This is a genomic window from Streptomyces sp. NPDC032822 (assembly GCF_055578825.1).
In genome coordinates, this window is the sequence record NZ_JBVIOL010000032.1 from 14755 (window position 1) to 34234 (window position 19480).

16 protein-coding genes are annotated in these 19480 nt (G+C 69.7%); 7 read left to right on the plus strand and 9 right to left on the minus strand.

Annotation, left to right across the window (positions count from 1 at the left end; genetic code table 11):
• Positions 1–62 precede the first annotated feature (62 nt).
• The 7 genes from ACZ5VD_RS41655 to ACZ5VD_RS41685 form a co-directional block, all read right to left on the minus strand.
• Positions 63–2609 carry a DUF4118 domain-containing protein gene (locus tag ACZ5VD_RS41655; RefSeq protein ID WP_468554597.1) on the minus strand — a complete coding sequence of 849 codons (2547 nt, stop codon included), beginning with the start codon at positions 2607–2609 and terminating at the stop codon, positions 63–65.
• Positions 2610–2700: 91 nt separating this feature from the next.
• Positions 2701–3384 (minus strand): response regulator, encoded by a 684-nt coding sequence (locus tag ACZ5VD_RS41660; protein WP_468554596.1) that lies wholly within the window; start codon positions 3382–3384, stop codon positions 2701–2703.
• 124 nt (positions 3385–3508) lie between these two features.
• The gene (locus ACZ5VD_RS41665; RefSeq protein WP_468685675.1) at positions 3509–4177 is read right to left on the minus strand and encodes a potassium-transporting ATPase subunit C; all 669 of its coding nucleotides are present in this window, start codon (positions 4175–4177) and stop codon (positions 3509–3511) included.
• A 4-nt stretch (positions 4178–4181) separates the two neighbouring features.
• On the minus strand, positions 4182–6317 hold the full coding sequence (gene kdpB, locus ACZ5VD_RS41670; RefSeq protein ID WP_468685676.1) for a potassium-transporting ATPase subunit KdpB: 2136 nt from the start codon (positions 6315–6317) through the stop codon (positions 4182–4184).
• Positions 6314–7978, minus strand: coding sequence for a potassium-transporting ATPase subunit KdpA (gene kdpA, locus ACZ5VD_RS41675; protein ID WP_468685678.1), 1665 nt, complete (start codon positions 7976–7978; stop codon positions 6314–6316). Before kdpA ends, kdpB begins: the two co-directional genes overlap by 4 nt.
• A 7-nt stretch (positions 7979–7985) precedes the next feature.
• The gene (gene kdpF / locus ACZ5VD_RS41680) at positions 7986–8075 is read right to left on the minus strand and encodes a K(+)-transporting ATPase subunit F (protein ID WP_018566520.1); all 90 of its coding nucleotides are present in this window, start codon (positions 8073–8075) and stop codon (positions 7986–7988) included.
• 294 nt (positions 8076–8369) lie between these two features.
• Entirely contained in the window at positions 8370–10208 is a 1839-nt protein-coding gene (locus ACZ5VD_RS41685) for an APC family permease (protein WP_468685680.1), read from the minus strand.
• A gap of 289 nt (positions 10209–10497) precedes the next feature.
• On the opposite strand from ACZ5VD_RS41685, the gene ACZ5VD_RS41690 reads away from it, so the two are divergent.
• Positions 10498–11055, plus strand: a complete 558-nt coding sequence (locus ACZ5VD_RS41690) for a hypothetical protein (RefSeq protein ID WP_468554591.1) — start codon at positions 10498–10500, stop codon at positions 11053–11055.
• A 74-nt stretch (positions 11056–11129) separates the two neighbouring features.
• Here the strand turns inward: ACZ5VD_RS41690 and ACZ5VD_RS41695 are convergent, their stop codons facing one another.
• Both ACZ5VD_RS41695 and ACZ5VD_RS41700 read right to left on the minus strand, forming a co-directional pair.
• Entirely contained in the window at positions 11130–11879 is a 750-nt protein-coding gene (locus tag ACZ5VD_RS41695) for a DUF4118 domain-containing protein (RefSeq protein ID WP_468554590.1), read from the minus strand.
• Between the two features lie 68 nt (positions 11880–11947).
• Positions 11948–14449: an ATP-binding protein gene (locus ACZ5VD_RS41700; protein ID WP_468685682.1), complete on the minus strand. Its 2502-nt coding sequence runs from the start codon at positions 14447–14449 to the stop codon at positions 11948–11950.
• Positions 14450–14748: 299 nt separating this feature from the next.
• On the opposite strand from ACZ5VD_RS41700, the gene ACZ5VD_RS41705 reads away from it, so the two are divergent.
• From ACZ5VD_RS41705 to ACZ5VD_RS41730, 6 genes are all read left to right on the plus strand, one after another.
• A complete protein-coding gene (locus tag ACZ5VD_RS41705) occupies positions 14749–15066 on the plus strand; it encodes a cation:proton antiporter domain-containing protein (protein WP_468685684.1) in 318 nt (105 codons plus the stop codon).
• Positions 14964–15710, plus strand: a complete 747-nt coding sequence (locus ACZ5VD_RS41710) for a cation:proton antiporter domain-containing protein (RefSeq protein WP_468685687.1) — start codon at positions 14964–14966, stop codon at positions 15708–15710. The genes ACZ5VD_RS41705 and ACZ5VD_RS41710 overlap by 103 nt, the downstream gene beginning before the upstream one ends.
• A 20-nt stretch (positions 15711–15730) precedes the next feature.
• Positions 15731–15859 carry a hypothetical protein gene (locus ACZ5VD_RS41715; RefSeq protein ID WP_468554586.1) on the plus strand — a complete coding sequence of 43 codons (129 nt, stop codon included), beginning with the start codon at positions 15731–15733 and terminating at the stop codon, positions 15857–15859.
• A 321-nt stretch (positions 15860–16180) separates the two neighbouring features.
• The gene (locus ACZ5VD_RS41720) at positions 16181–16999 is read left to right on the plus strand and encodes an SDR family NAD(P)-dependent oxidoreductase (protein WP_468685689.1); all 819 of its coding nucleotides are present in this window, start codon (positions 16181–16183) and stop codon (positions 16997–16999) included.
• Between the two features lie 31 nt (positions 17000–17030).
• On the plus strand, positions 17031–17108 hold the full coding sequence (locus ACZ5VD_RS41725; protein WP_412775406.1) for a 50S ribosomal protein bL37: 78 nt from the start codon (positions 17031–17033) through the stop codon (positions 17106–17108).
• 401 nt (positions 17109–17509) lie between these two features.
• Positions 17510–19465, plus strand: a complete 1956-nt coding sequence (locus ACZ5VD_RS41730) for an APC family permease (RefSeq protein WP_468685691.1) — start codon at positions 17510–17512, stop codon at positions 19463–19465.
• Positions 19466–19480 lie beyond the last annotated feature (15 nt).

Below are 19480 nucleotides of genomic sequence, written 5' to 3' on the forward strand. Positions count from 1 at the left end.
CCTCCGCCGGACTCCCCCTCGGCGGTGGGGCAGCGATCGGAATAACCCGGGATCAGGGACACTCAGGAAGTGGTGGTCGCCGGAAGCTCGGGGCGGACCGGGTGAATGCCGGACGCTGCCGGCAGGGACAGAACCATGGTGAGGCCGCCGCCGGGGGTGTCCTCTGCGGCGAGGGTGCCGCCCATCGCCTCCGCGAAGCCGCGCGCCACCGCCAGGCCCAGGCCCACCCCGGCCCCGCGCGGCGCGTCCCCGTACCGCTGGAACGGCTCAAAGATGCGGTCCTTGGCGTCGTCCGGTACGCCCGGGCCACGGTCCACCACACGGATCTCCACGCGGTCGGCCATCGCGGACGCCGACACCAGGACCCGATCCTCGGTGGGGCTGTACTTCACCGCGTTCTCGACCAGGTTGGCGACCGAGCGCTCCAGCAGCCCGGGATCGACGGCGACCATCGGCAGCGTCTCCGGGACGTCCAGCTCCACGCTGTCCTCGGGTACGCCGCCCAGTGCCATCGGCACCACCTCGTCGAGGTCGATCTCGCGGATCAACGTGGTGACCGTGCCGGTCTGCAGCCGGGACATGTCCAGCAGATTGCCCACGAGGTTGTCGAGACGGTCCGCGCCCTCCTCGATGCCTTCGAGCAGCTCCGCCTGATCCTCCTCGGACCACGCCACGTCATCGGATCTGAGCGAGGTGACGGCGGCCTTTATCCCCGCCAGGGGTGTACGGAGGTCATGGCTGACGGCGGCGAGCAGCGCCGTGCGGATCCGGTTGCCCTCGGCCAGCGCACGCGACTGGTCGGCCTCGGACTGGAGCCGCCGGCGATCCAGGACCACCGCGGCCTGTGCGGCGAACGCGGCGAGCACCCGCTGGTCCTCGGCCGGCAGTACCCGCCCCGAGAGCGCCAGCGCCATCCGGTCGCTGACCGGCATGTCGACGTCCGCGTCCTCCGGGCGTGCGACCGCCGTTCGCGTGCCCACGCTGCCCGCGCAGGTCCACGGATCGACGTCACTGGCCCGCTCCAGCAGGGCGACCGAATCCATCCCGAAGGTCTCCCGGACCCGCTCCAGCAGCGACTCCAGGCTGTTCTCCCCGCGCAGCACACTGCCCGCCAGCACGGAGAGGATCTCCGACTCGGCGCGCAGCCGCGCCGCCTGATGCGTGCGGCGGGCGGCGAGGTCCACCACGGAGGCCACCGACACGGCGACGCCGACGAAGATGGCGATGGCGACGATGTTCTTGGGGTCGGCGATCGTCAGGGTGTGGACGGGCGGGGTGAAGAACCAGTTCAGCAGCAGGGATCCCACCACCGCCGAGGCCAGCGCCGGGTAGAGCCCGCCGAGCAGGGCCGCGGCCACCGTCAGCGTCAGGAACAGCAGCATGTCGTTGGCCAGGCCGACAGAAGGCGTGACGCCGGTGAGCAGCAGCGTCAGGAGGGCCGGTCCGGCCACGCCGACCAGCCAGCCCCAGATGACCCGGGACCGGCCGAGCCGCGCGCTCCGGGCGACGGGCAGTCCGCGCCCCTTGCCAGCCTCGTCGTGCGTGATCAGGTGGACGTCGAGGTCGGGCCCCGACTCACGGGCCACCGTCGCGCCGACGCCCGGGCCGAAGACGTACTGCCAGCCCCTGCGGCGCGACACCCCGAGGACGATCTGTGTGGCGTTCACACCGCGCGCGAAGTCCAGGAGCGCCGTCGATATGTTCTCCCCGATGACGTGGTGGAAGGTGCCGCCCAGGTCCTCCACGAGGGTGCGCTGGACGGCCAGTTCCTTCGGTGACGCGGAGGTCAGGCCGTCGCTGCGGGCGATGTAGACGGCCATGACCTCGCCGCCGGCGCCCTTCTCCGCGAGCCGCGCGGCCCGCCGGATCAGCGTCCGCCCCTCGGGCCCACCGGTCAGCCCGACGACGATCCGCTCGCGGGAGCCCCAGATCTTCGACACCTGGTGCTCACTGCGGTACTCGTTCAGGTACTCGTCCACCCGGTCGGCGACCCACAGCAGCGCCAGCTCGCGCAGCGCGGTCAGGTTGCCCGGGCGGAAGTAGTTCGACAGGGCCGCGTCGACCTTGTCCGGCTTGTAGATGTTGCCGTGTGCCATACGCCGGCGCAGTGCCACTGGGGACATGTCGACCAACTCGATCTGGTCGGCCCGTCGTACGACCTCGTCCGGTACGGTCTCCTGCTGCCGGATGCCGGTGATGGACTCGACGACGTCGCCCAGCGACTCCAGGTGCTGGATGTTGACGGTCGAGATCACGTCGATGCCGGCCGCGAGGAGTTCCTCGACGTCCTGCCAGCGCTTGGTGTTGCGCGAGCCGGGGATGTTGGTGTGGGGCAGCTCGTCGACGAGGGCCACCCGGGGGTTCCGGGCGAGCACCGCGTCCACGTCCATCTCGGTGAAGACGGTTCCTCGGTACTCCAGTTCCCTGCGCGGGATCTGTTCCAGGCCGTGCAGCATCACCTCGGTGCGCGGCCGGTGGTGGTGCTCCACGAAGGCGACCACGCAGTCCGTGCCCCGCTCGACGCGACGGTGCGCCTCGGACAGCATCGCGTAGGTCTTGCCGACGCCCGGTGCCGCACCGAGGTAAATCCGAAGCTTGCCGCGTGCCATCTTCTCGTCTCTTCGTCTCTGCGGGCGGGGCCGGTACAGGTGCCGGGGGGGCGGTGAAGTGCGGGGCCGGTCCGTGGTGACCGCGCCCACTTCAGCCTTCGAAGCGGTATCCCATGCCGGGCTCGGTGATGAGATAGCGGGGGTGAGAGGGGTCCGACTCAAGCTTGCGGCGCAGTTGGGCCATGTAGACCCGTAGATAGTTGGTCTTGTTGCTCTGTGTGACCCCCCAGACCTCCTGGAGCAGGTGCTTCTGCGTGACCAGCCGGCCGGGGTTGGTGACCAGGATCTCCAGCAGGTGCCACTCGGTCGGAGTGAGTCGTATGTCGTGTCCGTCCCGGGTGGCCTTCTTGGCAAGCAGGTCGATGGTGAAGTCGTCCGTCGTCACCAGGACGGTTTCGGGAGCGAGCGGCGGCGACTCGGTGCGGCGGACGGCCGCGCGGAGCCGGGCCAGCAGTTCGTCCATGCTGAACGGCTTGGTGACGTAGTCGTCGGCGCCCGCGTCCAGAGCGGCCACCTTCTCGTCGGAGGCCCGGCGGGCGGACAGGACCAGGATCGGTACGCGGGTCCAGCCGCGCAGAGCCTTGATGACGTCCACGCCGTCCATGTCGGGCAGGCCCAGATCGAGGAGGACCACGTCGGGCTGGCGAGCGGCGGCGAGGCGGAGCGCGGTGGCGCCGTCGGGCGCCGGGTCCACTCCGTACTGGCGGGCCTGCAGGTTGATCACCAGAGCCCGGACGAGCTGAGGGTCGTCCTCCACCACCAGAACCCGGGTCATCGGTGTACGCCTTTCCTGTCGTGCGGAGGGCCGGAGCCGTGCGGAACAAGCTTCATGGCTGCGGGAGTTGACGAATCGGAGTGTCGTCCGGTCTGCCAACTCCCGCGTGGTGCGCGTAAGGCCATCAGCTCTTCGCCACGAGTTCCTTGAGCGCGATGTTGAGTTCGAGGACGTTGACCCGCGGCTCGCCGATGAAGCCGAGGGTGCGGCCGCCGGTGTGGTCGTCGACCAGTTTCTGCACCTGAGGGACGGTCAGTCCGTTCTGCTCGGCGATCCGGTGGACCTGGATGTCGGCGTACTGCGGGGAGATGTCCGGGTCGAGGCCGGAGCCGGAGGACGTGACCGCGTCGGCGGGTACGTCGGTGGGCTTGACCGTGTAGCCGCCCACCGAGTTGTCCTTGATGACGGCGGCCTTGGCGGCGGTCACCCAGTCGATGAGGTCCTTGTTGTCGCCGGAGCGGTTGGTCGCCCCTGAGAGGATCAGCTTGTACTGGGTGTTGACGCTGTTGCTGCCGAGGCCGTTCTGCGGCCGCCCCTGGAACCACTTCAGGTCGGGGGCCGGGGTCTCCTCGCCTTTCTTCAACGGCAGGTTGTACGACTGCCCGATGAGCGACGAGCCGACGACCTTCCCCTCCGACTTGATCTCCGAGCCGTTCGCCTTGTCATTGAACAGGGCCTGGGCGACACCGGTGACGGCCAGGGGGTAGATGACGCCCGTCACCACGGTGAGCACGAGGAGCGCGCGCAGGCCGGCCCAGAGCAACCGGGCGGTGTTGGTAACCGAGTTGTTCATGGGATCAGCCGATTCCGGGGATGAGGGAGATGATCAGGTCGATGATCTTGATGCCGATGAAGGGGGCGATCAGGCCGCCGATGCCGTAGATCGCGAGGTTGCGGCGGAGCATCTTGTCGGCGCTCATCGGCTTGTACTGCACGCCGCGCAGCGCGAGCGGCACCAGCGCGATGATGATCAGCGCGTTGAAGATGACGGCCGACAGGATCGCGGAGTCCGGCGAGGACAGACCCATGATGTTGAGCTTGTCCAGGCCCGGATAGACCGCTGCGAACAGGGCCGGGATGATCGCGAAGTACTTCGCGACGTCGTTGGCGATGGAGAACGTCGTCAACGCGCCCCGAGTGATGAGGAGTTGCTTTCCGATCTCGACGATCTCGATCAGCTTGGTGGGGTTGGAGTCCAGGTCGACCATGTTGCCGGCCTCCTTGGCGGCCGACGTGCCGGTGTTCATCGCCACGCCGACGTCCGCCTGCGCGAGGGCCGGGGCGTCGTTGGTGCCGTCACCGGTCATCGCGACCAGCTTGCCGCCGGCCTGCTCCCGCTTGATCAGCGCCATCTTGTCCTCGGGCGTGGCCTCCGCTAGGAAGTCGTCGACACCCGCCTCCTCTGCGATGGCCTTGGCGGTCAGCGGGTTGTCACCCGTGATCATGACCGTCTTGATCCCCATGCGGCGCAGTTCATCGAACCGCTCGCGCATACCCTCCTTGACGACGTCCTTGAGGTGGATGACGCCCAACACCCGTGCCCCGTCGGTGTCGTCAACGGCCACGAGCAGCGGGGTGCCTCCGGCCTCGGAGATCCGGTCGGTGAGCGCGCCGGCGTCCTCGGACACCGCACCCCCCTGCTCCTTCACCCAGGCGACGACCGATCCGGCAGCGCCCTTGCGGATCTTCCTGCCGTCGATGTCCACGCCCGACATCCGGGTCTGGGCGGTGAAGGCGATCCACTCGGCACCGGCCAGCTCGCCCTGGTGGCGCTCGCGCAGCCCGTACTTCTCCTTCGCCAGGACGACGATGGAGCGTCCCTCGGGCGTCTCGTCGGCCAGCGAGGACAGCTGGGCGGCATCGGCGACCTGGGCCTCCGTCGTCCCGCTCACCGGCACGAACTCGGACGCCTGGCGGTTGCCGAGCGTGATGGTGCCCGTCTTGTCGAGCAGCAGGGTCGAGACGTCACCGGCGGCCTCGACGGCACGCCCCGACATGGCGAGCACGTTGCGCTGCACCAGCCGGTCCATGCCCGCGATGCCGATCGCCGACAGGAGCGCGCCGATCGTGGTCGGGATGAGGCAGACCAACAGGGCCACCAGCACGACCATCGTCAGATGCGTGCCCGCGTAGTCCGCGAACGGCGGCAGGGTCGCCACGGCCAGCAGGAAGACGATCGTCAGCGAGGCCAGCAGGATGTTCAGCGCGATCTCGTTGGGTGTCTTCTGCCGGGCGGCGCCCTCGACCAGGGCGATCATGCGGTCGATGAAGGTCTCGCCGGGCTTCGTCGTGATCTTGACGACGATCCGGTCGGAGAGGACCTTCGTACCGCCGGTGACAGCGCTGCGGTCGCCGCCGGACTCACGGATCACGGGAGCCGACTCGCCGGTGATCGCAGACTCGTCCACCGACGCGACGCCCTCGACGACGTCACCGTCGCCGGGGATGATGTCGCCGGCCTCGCAGACGACCAGGTCGCCGATGCGCAGCTCGGTGCCGGGCACCTGCTCCTCGGACTTGCCGTCCGAGGCCAGCCGCCGCGCGATCGTGTCGGTCTTGGCCTTCCTCAGCGTGTCCGCCTGGGCCTTGCCGCGCCCCTCGGCGACCGCCTCCGCCAGGTTGGCGAAGATCACGGTCAGCCAGAGCCAGGCGCTGATCGTCCAGCCGAACCAGTCACCCGGGTCCTTGAAGGAGAACACCGTGGTCAGGACGGAACCGACCAACACCACGAACATCACGGGCGACTTGACCATCACCCGCGGATCGAGCTTGCGGACCGCGTCCGGCAGCGCCTTCAGCAGCAGCTTCGGGTCGAACAGACCCACACCGACGCGTCCTTCGTCCTTGTGGCCGGTCGGCACATCACTGTGCGGCGCCCGGGTCGGAGTGACTGTGGACATCGAGTCCTCTTGCTTCTCTATGCGGGTGGTCATGACGCCAGCCCCTCGGCCAGCGGCCCCAGCGCGAGCGCCGGGAAGTAGGTCAGACCGGTGATGATCAGGATCGCGCCCACCAACAACCCGGTGAACAGCGGCTTTTCGGTCCGCAGAGTGCCCGCGCTCGCCGGCACCGGCTTCTGCTCGGCAAGCGAACCGGCCAGCGCGAGGACGAACACCATCGGCAGGAAACGGCCCAGGACCATCGCCAGGCCCAGGGTCGTGTTGAACCACTGGGTGTCCGCGTTCAGCCCGGCGAAGGCCGAGCCGTTGTTGTTCGACGCGGAGGTGTAGGCGTACAGAATCTCGGAGAAGCCGTGCGCCCCACTGTTGGTCATCGAGTTGCCCGGGGTGGGCAGCGCCATCGCCGCAGCGGTGAAGACGAGGACTAGAGCCGGGGTGATCAGGATGTAGCAGGCCGCGAACTTGATTTCCCGGATGCCGATCTTCTTGCCCAGGTACTCGGGCGTACGGCCGACCATCAGTCCGGCGATGAACACCGCGATGACCGCCATGATCAGCATGCCGTAGAGGCCGGAGCCGGTACCGCCGGGCGCGATCTCACCCAGCTGCATGCCCAGGATCGTGATGCCGCCGCCGAGACCGGTGAACGAGGAGTGGAAGGAGTCCACCGCGCCCGTCGAGGTCAGCGTGGTCGACACCGCGAAGATCGACGAGGCGCCGACACCGATACGGGTCTCCTTGCCCTCCATCGCACCCCCGGCAATGTCGAACGCCGGGCCGTGGTGAGCGAACTCCGTCCACATCATCAGCGCGACGAAACCGACCCAGATGGTCGCCATGGTGGCGAGGATCGCGTAGCCCTGCTTCAGGCTGCCGACCATGCGGCCGAAGGTGCGGGTCAGCGAGAACGGGATCACCAGCAGCAGGAAGATCTCGAACAGGTTGGTGAACGGCGTCGGGTTCTCAAAGGGATGCGCCGAGTTGGCGTTGAAGTAACCACCGCCGTTGGTGCCGATCTCCTTGACGGCCTCCTGCGAGGCGACGGCACCCCCGTTCCACTGCTGGGACCCGCCCATGAATTGGCCGACCTCGTGGATCCCGGAGAAGTTCTGGATGACGCCGCACGCAACGAGCACGATCGCCGCGATCAGCGAGAACGGCACCAGGATGCGTACGACACCGCGTACCAGGTCGGCCCAGAAGTTGCCCAGCTCACCGGTCCGGGAGCGTGCGAAGCCACGCACCAGCGCCACGGCGACGGCGATGCCGACGGCCGCCGAGACGAAGTTCTGCACCGCCAGACCACCGGTCTGCACGACGTGGCCCATGGCCTGCTCGCCGTAGTACGACTGCCAGTTGGTGTTGGTCACGAAGGACACGGCGGTGTTGAACGCCTGGTCCGGGTCGATCGAGGAGAAGCCGAGCGACCCGGGCAGCACACCCTGCAGCCGCTGCAACGCGTAGAGGAAGAGGACCGAAACGGCTGAGAAGGCGAGGACACCGCGCAGGTACGCGCGCCAGCGCATCTCGGTGTTCGGGTTGGCGCCGATGCCCTTGTAGATCCACTTCTCGACGCGCCAGTGTTTGTCGGAGGAGTAGACCTTGGCCATGTAGTCGCCGAGAGGGACGTAGGCGAGCGCCAGTGCCGCTATCAGAGCGAGCAGCTGGAGAACGCCGGCAAGTACGGGACCCATCTGTGTCTCAGAACCTCTCCGGGAAGATCAGGGCGAGGACGAGATAACCCAGCAGGGCGACGGCCACGATCAGGCCGACGACGTTCTCGGCGGTCACAGCTTCGTCACCCCCTTGCCGGCGAGAGCCACCAGCGCGAACACCGCGATCGTGATGACGACGAAGGCCAGATCGGCCATCGTGAGCTCCTAGATGAGGTTCGGATCGAGCGGACTGTTAGAGGAAAGCGCCTGTCTGGCCGGATTCGGCTGTCGTTGACGCCTCCCATACGCAGGTTCGTGCGTCTTTGACGGAACTCTTACGGCGGGCTGATCCATCTGCGGCAACCAATCCCCCGGGCGCCTGAACGTGCCGTCGGCCACGACCGTGAGGTGCGGGCCATGGGGCGACGGATCAGATACGGAATCGCAGTCGGCAGATCACCGCGTCCGTGTCCTTGCGCACGGCGTGGGCGACCACGGCGCCGCGCTGGTTCTGCAGCAGCCGCTGCCACAGTCGGTCCGGCTCGACCTCGGCGATCAGCACGGTCACTCGGGCACCGGGCTCGGCAGCGGCCGTCTCGCCCACGTAGACGGCGATCGGGCGGCCCAGGGAGCGGCGCTCGGAGGTGAGCGGGATCAGCGGCACCCCGGGGTCCCAGCGCGCCCAGTCGCGGGCCAGGGCGGCCGCGTGGGCACGGTCCTCGGGGTCGGAGTGGCAGACGGTGACCGCGCGCACCTCGTCGCCGAGGGAGGCGGCGGCGTTGATGGCCTCGCAGGTCAGCCGGGACAGGTTCGACACGGGCACGATCACCACGGAACGGTCACGGTGCGGCGGCTCGGGGATCCTGCCCAGGCCCAGCCGTTCGCCGATCCGGCCGTAGGCGCGGTGCACGGCCGTGAAGGCGGCGACCAGCAGCGGCAGGGCGATCACGACCAGCCAGGCGCCCTCCTCGAACTTCGTCGCCGTCACGACCACGGCCGACACGCCCGTCAGGACGGCACCGAAGCCGTTCAGCAGCGCCTTGCCCCGCCAACCTCCCCCACGCTCCCCGCGCCAGTGCCGGACCATGCCAACCTGGGCGATCGTGAAGCCGACGAAGACACCGATGGCGAACAGCGGCACGAGGGTGTTGGTGTCACCGCCGGAGAAAACCAGCAGCGCGGCGGAGATCAGGGCGAGCGCCAGTACGCCGTGCCGGTGGACCTGGCGGTCCGCCTTCAGCGCGAAGACGTGCGGCAGGTAGTTGTCCCGGGCGAGCAGCTTCAGCAGCACCGGGAGACCGCCGAACGAGGTGTTCGCGGACAGAGCCAGCAGGATCATCGTCGCGAACTGGATGACGTAGAAAGCCCAGTTGTGCCCGAGCGAGGCGTCCGCGAGCTGAGCCAGGACGGTGACGCCCTCGACCGGCTGAAGGTGGAAGCGCGAGATCAGCACCGACAGCCCGATCAGCATCACCCCTAGCACGGCACCCAGCGCCACCTCCGCACGCTGCGCCCGCTTGACCCGTGGCACCCGGAAGGACGGCACAGCGTTGGCGAGGGCCTCCACACCGGTGAGCGCCGAACAGCCCGAGGCGAAAGCTTTCAGCAGGAGCAGGGCCCCGACGGTGGTGGCGTTGTCCGCGAGGACGGAGGCATGCCCGGCCGCGGTGGCCGTACTGACGGGCGCCGACCGGAACAGCCCGACCGCGATCAGGATCAGAATCGAGACGACGAACACGGCGGTCGGCACGATGAACGCCTTCGCCGACTCCACGATCCCGCGCAGGTTCACCGCGGTGATCAGCACCAGGACCACGAGGCACAGCACCAGCCGGTCACCGTACAGGGAGGGAAACGCCGAGGTCAGGGCGGCGACACCGGCAGTCACGGCGACGGCGACATTGAGTACGTAGTCCAGGACCAGGGAGGCGGCGGCCACCAGGCTGGTGCGCGCCCCGAGGTGCGTCTTCGCCACGGCGTACGAACCCCCGCCATCCGGGAAGGCCGCGATGACCTGCCGGTACGAGGCGACCAGCACCGCCAGCAGCCCGGCGATCGCCAGCGTCACCGGCAGCGTGAACCCGAGCCCGCGCGCGCCGGCGGCGGCCAGCACCAAGACGATCGCCTCGGGGCCGTACGCCACCGATGCCATCGCGTCCAGCGAGAGAGCGGCCAGGCCGGTGACAGCGGTCAGCCGGTGCCGTTCGCCGGTATCGGGCGGTTCCTCGGTGGCGGGGGCCTCGCCCGGCTCGATGGTCAGGACAGACATGGACGCGTGCTCCTTGGACGAAGGGCCCGCGCACGCGGGGAGGCGATGCGCGGGTGTGCCCAGGCTCTGTCCGATTCCCGCCGTGTGGGACCGCTCCTTGCGCCTTCTTCGCGCCGAAGCCCCCAACCTTGACGCTGCCTTGACGGCCATGTGACCCGCGCGACTTCCGTCGCGGTGATGTCCCGCCCCTCGGCCAGCATCGCTGCGGGCGTCAAGGAGGAGCAGGGCACCCGTCAGCGTCGCGTCAAAGGGCGGGATCCCGGCCCCCCGGATGCCTACCGTCGGTCCTATGGGACGCAGCCATGACGCGCGGGACGACTCGGTCCACTCACACGCACAGCCCGCCGCGGAAGTGACGTACGACCGCCGCTGGGCCGGGGAGCTACGCGGCGCGGTCCAGTGTTCGACCATGCTTCTCGCTCTTCTCCTGCTGATCGACTGGGGCGACGGCAGCCTCGCGACCGTACGGTGCGGGCTGTGGGCCGGTCTCGCCGCGCTCCTGTTCGTGATCCTCTTCCCGCCCAGGGTCGCCGCGGGCCAGGGCTGGCTGTCCTCGCGCGCGCTGCTGCGCGAGCGGCGGGTCCGCACCGACCGGTTGGTGTCGGTGCGCTGCCTGGACGGCGTCTCCCAGCGACTCGTCCTGCGGGACGAGTTCGGCGGCCGGGTCGAGATCGATCCCCAGGTTCTGATGAACAATCCTGAGCTGTGGCGCCAGCTGCACGAGGACGCCCACAAGTCGGCAGCCCGCGGGTCACTGCTCTGCGGGGTGACAGCGCTGCGTCGGCTGTCCGAGCAGATCGACCGTGCGACGGCCCTGACGGTGTTCAGGATCTCTGGGCTGGACTGAGCCCGTCGCCGCCGGAGCGGCTCCGGAGCCGCCGGTTTCCCTGATGTCCTGCCGTCGGTCTGCCTGCCCAGGCGTCAGCCGTCCTGAACCGGCCCTGCCGTGTCCAGGGCAGCGCCCGTCTGGTCGGCAAGGGTGACCACGACGAGGCGGGCCTGCAGCGGCGGGACAGGACCCTGGCCAGGAGTGAGCATGAAACGGCCGAGGTAGTGGCCGTTGCCGTACGTGCGCAGTTCGATCTCGCCGTCCGGCCAGCCGCCGGCGTCGACGTCCCAGCGCCGGCGGCCGACCGTGATGTTCCCGTCCTGCTCCAGGCGGGGCGGCCGGCCCATGAGGGTGCCGTACTCGAAGCGGCAGGCGCGCAGGCCGAGCAATTCGGTCAGCTGGCCCCTGACGTGGTCGACCACTGTGTCCGCGGAGTTGGCCGACTGGACGAGTGCGGCGGTCTCGTGGATGCGCCGGAGGTGGTCGGCATCCGTCACCGTGATCACTTCCAGGCGGCGGGCACGGGCCGCGAGCTGGGACACGATCAGGCCGACGATCAGCAGAAGCACCGCCGTCTCGATGTCGCCGGAGGCGTTGATGTCGAAGGTCTGGTACGGGCGGGTGAGAAAGAAGTCGTACCAGGCCGTCGCCGACAGCGCGGCGAGCACGCCGGCCACCCGGCTCCCAAGAGCGGCCACCGCGACGACGGCCACGACGAGAATCAGCGCGGCGTTGGTGCGGGACAGATCGGTACGGAAGGGCACGAGTGCGAGTGCCACCAGGAACGGTCCCACGAGCCCCGCCGCGAGGGCGAGCCTGTCCCGGAGCGGATAACCGGTCATCACACCGTCTCCTCCTGCGTTCACCACAGCGCCTGAGGGCCCATGCCCTCGTACGCCGCTTCCGGAGCTCATACGCCGCCTCCTACGGTCTGCGTACCACTGTGATGCTCCGCCCGCTCGGCCAAGGGCAGGGACAGCACCATGGTCAGGCCGCCGCCGGGAGTGTCCTCCGGGGTGAGGGTGCCGTCCATGGCCTCCGCCAGGCCCCGCGAGAGTGCCAGGCCCAGGCCGAGCCCCGTCGTGTTGTCGGTGTCGCCCAGGCGCTGGAACGGCTCGAAGAGTCGGTCGCGGTCGGTCGGTGGAAGGCCGGGGCCCCGGTCGACGACCCGGACCTCCACCCGGCCGGCGTGGGCGCTCGCGGTCAGCAGCACCTTGCGCCCCGCCGGACTGTGGCGGGCGGCGTTGCCGACCAGGTTGGCGATCACCCGCTCCAGCAGCGGCGGGTCGGCCAGCATCACCGGGACCTCCTCCAGGTCCGCCACCTCGACCTCGGGGGTGTCGGCGAGCGCGGCCGGGAGTACCTCTTCCAGAGTGGTGGCGCGCAGGTCCAGAGGGAGGGCGCCGGCCTGGAGGCGGCTGAGGTCGAGGAGGTTCTCGATCAGACGGTTCAGCCGGGCCATGGACTCGTCGGCGGTGGCGAGGAGTTCGTCCCGGTCCTCGGGCGAGAACTCCACGTCGCGACTGCGCAGCGAGGTGACGGCGGCCCAGCCGGCGGCCAGCGGGGTGCGCAGGTCGTGGCCGACGGCCCGCAGCAGTGCCGTACGCATCCGGTCGGCGGCCTTGACCGGCTCGACCTCGGCGGCGGCCTCCGCGAGGCGGGCCCGCTCGACCGCCGACCCCACGTGCGCGGCGAAGGCGGCCAGGACCCGCCGCTCGGAGGACGGGAGGGTGCGGCCCCGCAGGACCAGGAAGGCGCCGGGGCCCGCGGGTACGGCCGTCACGCCGTCCTCTCCGGGCGGCTCGTCCGCCAGCTCCGCCGAGGTCATGCCGAAGGTCTCGCGGGTGCGTTCCACCAGCGCGGGTATCGTCGCGCCGCCGCGCACGATGGTGCCCGCGAGCGAGGACATCGTCTCGGCCTCGGCGGTGGCGCGGGCGGAGCGCCGGGACAGGCGTAGAGAGCGGTCCACGACGGCGGCGACCACGGCGGCCACCACCGCGAAGACGGACAGGGCGACGAACGCGTTCGGATCGTCGAGCGTGAACTGTCCGACGGGCGGGATGAACCAGTAGTTGAGCAGCACCGACGCCGTCAGCGACGCGATCACCGCCGACATGACCCCGCCTATGCAGGCAACCCCCACCACGGTGAGCAGGTAGAGCAGGGCCTCGCTGGTGAGGTTGAGATTGTCCCTGGCGATGTCCAGGTCCAGCAGGAAGGTGAGCGCCACGGGCAGCAGCAGTCCGGCGACCGGGCCCGCTGTGCGCCGTACGGTCGACAGGGTCCGGCGCCGGGAGGGCAGCAGCGTGCCGCGCCCCGCCCGCTCGTGCGTGACCTTGTGGACGTCGATGTCGCCGGAGAGCTCGACCACCGTCTCGCCGGTGCCGCGTCCGGTGACGAAGCGTTCGAGACGGCCACGGCGGCTGGTGCCGAGGACGAGCTGGGTGGCGTTCTCCGCGCGCGCGAACTCCACCAGGGCGCTGGCGACGTCGTCTCCGACCACGGAGTGGTAGCTGCCGCCGAGGTCCTCGATCAGCCGCCGCTGCCGGGCCAGGGAAGCATGCGAGGTGCCGGCGGCGAGGCCGTCGCTGCGCGTGACGTGGACGGCGAGGAGATCACCGCCGGCCGACCTGTCGGCGATCCGGGCGGCCCGGCGGATCAGTGTGTCGCCCTCCGGTCCGCCCGTCAGGGCCACGGCCACTCGCTCCCGGGTCTCCCACACCCCGCCGATGCCGTGCTCGGAGCGGTACGACTGAAGGGCCTCGTCCACGCGGTCGGCGACCCAGAGCAGGGCGAGCTGTCGCAACGCCGTCAGGTTCCCAGGGCGGAAGTAGTTGGCGAGGGCCGCGTCGACCTTCTCGGGGGCGTAGATGTTGCCATGCGCCATCCTGCGACGCAGCCCTTCGGGCGGGATGTCCACCAGCTCCACCTGATGGGCCCGTCGTACGGCCTCGTCAGGCACCGTCTCGTGCTGCGGCACCCTGGTGATCTTCTCGACGACGTCGTTGAGGGATGCGAGATGCTGGATGTTGAGGGCGCTGATGACATCGATCCCCGCCGCGAGCAGTTCCTCGATGTCCTGCCAGCGCTTGGGGTTGCGGCCGCCGCCGGGGACGTTGCTGTGGGCGAACTCGTCGACGATCGCGACCTGCGGGCGGCGCGCGAGGACCGCGGCGAGGTCCATCTCCTCAAACTCCCCGCCGCGGTAGACGCAGGAGGCCCGCTCGACGACTTCCAGCCCGTCGACCATCCCCTCCGTGCCGGGCCGCCCGTGGCACTCGACGAACCCCACCACGACATCCGCGCCGCGTGCCGCTCTGCGCCGCGCCTCGTCGAGCACGCGATAGGTCTTCCCCACCCCCGGGGCGGCACCGAGGTAGACCTTGAGGCGTCCGGGGCGTACGTCACCCACACCCGCCGGTACCTCACCTCTGCCGGTCCGTACCTCACTGGTATTGGTCCGTACGTCACTCATCGCAGCCGACGTGCTCCGCTCACTGGCGATCAACTCCCCGGGGGGAAGGGGTTACTGCCCCTACCGAAGCGCTTGTCCGAGGTCCTCGGCGCGTTCCTTGACGCATCCTTGGCGCCGGTCACGAGGACGTTGACACCGCCTTGACGGGCGATGGCCCGATAGGGTGAAGGAGGTGTGCCGGGAAGTCTGGTCGGCGGGGAGCCACAAAGTCTCCTCATCTCGGCCAAGGGGACGGCATGCGCAGCGTAGGAACGGTCCTGGCTCTCGTCGTACTCGCCACCCTGGTGGCGACCTTCGCCCGCCGGTGGCGAATCCCGGCCCCCTCCCTCCTCGTGGTCGCCGGCCTCACCGTCGCCCTGCTGCCCGGCACGCCCGAGATCGGGATCGACCTCGAGATCATCGGCCTGGTCGTCCTGCCCCCGCTGCTGTACGCGAGCGCCGAGGAACTGTCGTGGCGCGAGCTGTCGGACTCGCACTGCCCGCCCAGGTGCGGGCCCTGTCCGACGACGACAGAGCCTGGCCCCTGTACGCGCTCGCCGTCGCCGCCACGCTGATCGCCATGCGCATGCTGTGGCTGGCCCCCCTGTCCGCGGTGGTCCAGCGCAAGGGCGGCATCCAGCGCATGAACCGGCGGGTGCCGATGGTGCTCACCTGGGCGGGCACCCGGGGCGTGGTCCCGCTGGCGGCCGCGCTGTCCATCCCCGTCACGACGGACGACGGCTCCGCGCTCACGGAACGCCCTCTCGTCCTGGTACTGACCACCTCGGTCGTCGTGGTGACCCTCGTCGTCCAGGGCTTCACCCTCGCCCCGGTCGTACGCCGCTCCGGCATCGCCCTCGAACCCGACCACACGGAACGCGAGGAGGCCGAGGCCCGCTGCAGCCTGGCGAACGCGGGTCCCGGCCGCCTGGACGAGATCTCCGAGCTGGAGGCGGTCCCGGACGTCGTCCTCGACCGCCTCCGCCGCGGGCTCACGGCCCGTCTCGACGCCGCCCGCGACCGCCTCACCCAGGTAGACGGCGACGGCGCGCCGACGGAATCCGCCGACCTCACCTACCGCCAGCTCCGCCGCGACCTCATCACGGTCGAGGAGGCTGAACTCCAGCGCCTGTACCACGACCACCGCATCAGCGACACGACCCGCCGTCGGCTGCAACGCTCCCTGGACCTGGAGGAGACACGGCTGACGGACACCTAGAGACGCATGGCTCACGAGCGTTGCCCTCGGCCACGGGCGACCTGCTCCGCCGCAACCTCATGCTGTACGGGCTCGGCGGGCCGCTACTCCCCTTCCTGGGCATCAAGCTCATCGACCTGCTGATATCGCGGGTGCCCGGACCGGGGTAAGGAGCAAGACCCCGTCAAGGAACCGTCCACGCACGTCAGGGGCGCGTAAGGGATGGCCAGCTGGGCTTGTCCGGGACGGCTCGCACGGGTTCCATCGACAGCATGAACAGCGAGTGGCTCCTCATTGACCGGCCGCCCCATCGGGCGTCCCGTCATGTGCCCCGCTGCCCGGAAACGCCCGCGTCCGCCGTCCGCTGACGCGACTTCCGTAGCCCCTGGGGCGCCGCGACACCTGTCCGGCGCCCTTTCTCATGCCCGTACGCCAGTCGTACGGGGACCCGAACCCGTACGTGACTCCGTACGCGCACTCCTGGATGGACCATGTCTGACGCCACCCTTTCCCCTCTCTCCGGCCGTATCGTCCTCGTCACCGGCGCCACCTGCGGCATCGGCCTGGAGACGGCCCGGCAGCTCGCCGAGCGCGGCGCCAGCGTGCTGCTGCACGGCCGCATCGCCGAGGAGGCGCGTGCCGCCGCCGACCTGCTCGTCGCCACAGCGGGTATCGACGCCACCCAACTGCACACGTACGCAGCCGACTTCACCCACCTCGACGAGGTCGAGACCCTGGCCGACCACATCGTCCTCGACCACCCGCACCTCGACGTCCTCGTCAACAACGCGGGCATGGCGGCGCCCGAGCGGCACACCGTCACGGCCGACGGGAACGAGATCGCCTTCCAGGTCAACTTCCTCGCCCACTACCTGCTGACGTGCCTGCTGGAACCGGCACTCACCAACTCCCCCGGCGGCCGAGTCGTCAACGTCTCCTCGTCGCTGCACCGCACCGGGTCCATCCAGTGGAGCGACCCGAACCGCGCCCGCCGCTACTCCAGGCTCGCCGCGTACGCCCAGTCCCAGCTCGCGCTCACGGTGTTCGCGGCCGACCCGCGTGTCACAGCGGTCTCGGTGCACCCGGGCGTCTGCGACACGGCGCTGCTCCGGCTCTACTCCCACGAGGGCGTCACGCCGGCCGAGGGAGCGGCATCCGTGGTCCGCCTGTGCGACCCGGCGGTCGAGATCGTCAACGGCGCGTACTACGACCGCGGCGAGCGGGTCGCCCCGGCACCGGCCGCAGCGGAGGACCGCACGGTGAGGCGTCTCAGCAAACTGGCCGACCTGCTCGTCGGCCGCGCTGCTTGAACTCTCCCCGTACGAAAAGGAATTGATGCACATGTCGAAGCGCGCCCGGAAGAAGAGGGCCCGCCGCAAGAAGAAGTCGAACCACGGCCACAGGCCCGGCCGGCGCTGACCCGACCGGAAGGACGGGCGGAGATACAGGGCCGGCCATACGGCCGCGCCGTCCCCGCCCGCCCTTCCCTGTCCCCTCAGCGACGCGCAGAGGTGTCGGTGATCGAACAGAAAGGCATGCGCAAGGCCCCCGGGCCCGTGAAACGGGCGTACGCGATGACGCTGGGTGTCCGCGGCCGACCTGCGGCCCGCAATGTCCCCCGAATGGCCCAGGCCGCTCCCCGAAGCCGGGACGTCGTCACCTTGGCGTGCCACCCATGGTCACACCGCCCCTCTTAACGGAAGCTTGACGCCCTCAGCGGACTCATCCGTGGGCCTGCGCGTCACTCTCTGCATACGCTGATGCCGCCGTCCGTGTGATGGCCGGAACCGCACGCCGAGCCGGACATCAGGAGTACGCCGATGGCCACCACCGAACACCCTCCTCCCAGTCGTCTGCGCGCCTGGATGCTGGAGGGCCTGTCAGACATGGGCAAGGGCCGGCAGGCGGCGCCGCGGCCCGCCAAGCCGGAGCCCGTGCACAAGGGCCAGCGCTGGTGGCGGGTGATGTGCCTGACCGGCGTCGACTACTTCTCCACGCTCGGATACCAGCCGGGCATCGCGGCTCTCGCCGCCGGGCTGCTGTCGCCCGTGGCCACCATCGTGCTGGTCGTCGTCACCCTGGCGGGCGCTCTGCCGGTGTACCGGCGGGTCGCCGAGGAGAGCCCGCACGGCGAGGGCTCGATCGCCATGCTGGAGCGGCTGCTGACCTTCTGGAAGGGCAAGCTGTTCGTCCTTACCTTGCTCGGTTTCGCTGCCACCGACTTCCTGATCACCATCACTCTGTCGGCCGCCGACGCCTCCACCCACCTGGTGGAGAACCCGCATCTGGCCGATGCGCTGCATGACAGGCAGGTGCTGATCACCATGATCCTTGTCGCCCTGCTCGGCGCGGTGTTCCTCAAGGGCTTCCTGGAGGCGATCGGTGCCGCCGTGGCGCTGGTGGGCCTCTATCTGGCGCTCAACGTCGTGGTCGTGATGACCGGGCTCTGGCACGTGGCCACCGAGGGGCATGTGATCAGCGACTGGTCCACCGCCCTGACCGCCGAGCACGGAAACGTCTTCGCCATGGTGGGTGTGGCGCTGCTGGTCTTCCCGAAGCTGGCGCTCGGACTGTCCGGCTTCGAGACCGGTGTGGCCGTCATGCCGCACGTCGAGGGCGATCCCGAGGACACCGAGGAGAACCCGAAGGGCCGTATCCGCGGCACGAAGAAGCTGCTGACCACGGCCGCGCTCATCATGAGCGTGTTCCTGATCGCGACCAGCTTCATCACCACGCTGCTGATCCCGGAGAAGGAGTTCGAGTCGGGCGGCGAGGCCAACGGACGCGCGCTCGCGTATCTGGCGCACGAGTACCTGGGCAACACCTTCGGCACAGTCTACGACGTGTCCACCATCGCCATCCTGTGGTTCGCTGGCGCCTCCGCGATGGCCGGGCTGCTCAACCTGATGCCCCGCTACCTGCCCCGGTACGGCATGGCCCCGCACTGGGCCCGCGCCGTCCGCCCCATGGTCATCGTCTTCACCCTGATCGGCTTCCTGGTCACCTGGATCTTCGACGCCGACGTCGACGCCCAGGGCGGCGCCTACGCCACCGGCGTCCTGGTCCTCATCAGCTCCGCCGCGATCGCCGTGACCATCGCCGCCCGCAAGGCCGGCCAGCGCAACTGGACGATCGGCTTCACCGTGATCTCGGTGGTGTTCCTCTACGTCACCGTCGCGAATGTCATCGAGCGTCCGGACGGCGTGAAGATCGGCGCCTGCTTCATCGCCGGCATCATCCTCGTCTCCCTCCTCTCGCGCCTCGCCCGTGCCTTCGAACTCCGCGTCACCAGCGTGACCTTGGACGACATGGCCCAGCGGTTCGTACGGGACATCGCCAGCCGCCGGATCCGGTTCATCGCCAACGAGCCCGACAACCGCGACATCGCCGAGTACCGCGAGAAGATCGAGCAGATCCGCCACGACAACGACGTCCCCGCCCAGGAGGACTTCGTTTTCGTCGAGGTCACCGTCCTGGACCCCTCCGAGTTCGAGGCGGACCTGACCGTACGGGGCGAGGTCCTGCACGGCCGCTACCGCGTCCTCACCCTGCAGTCGTCCTCCATTCCCAACGCCCTGGCCGCCCTCGTCCTGCACGTCCGCGACACCACCGGCTGCATCCCGCACATCTACTTCGAGTGGACCGAGGGCAGCCCCTTCGCCAACTTCCTGCGCTTCTTCCTCTTCGGCCAGGGCGAGGTCGCCCCGGTCACCCGAGAGGTCCTGCGCGAGGCCGAACCGGACCGGGCCCGGCGACCGCGGGTGCACGTGGGCTGACCGCCGGGTCCGGCC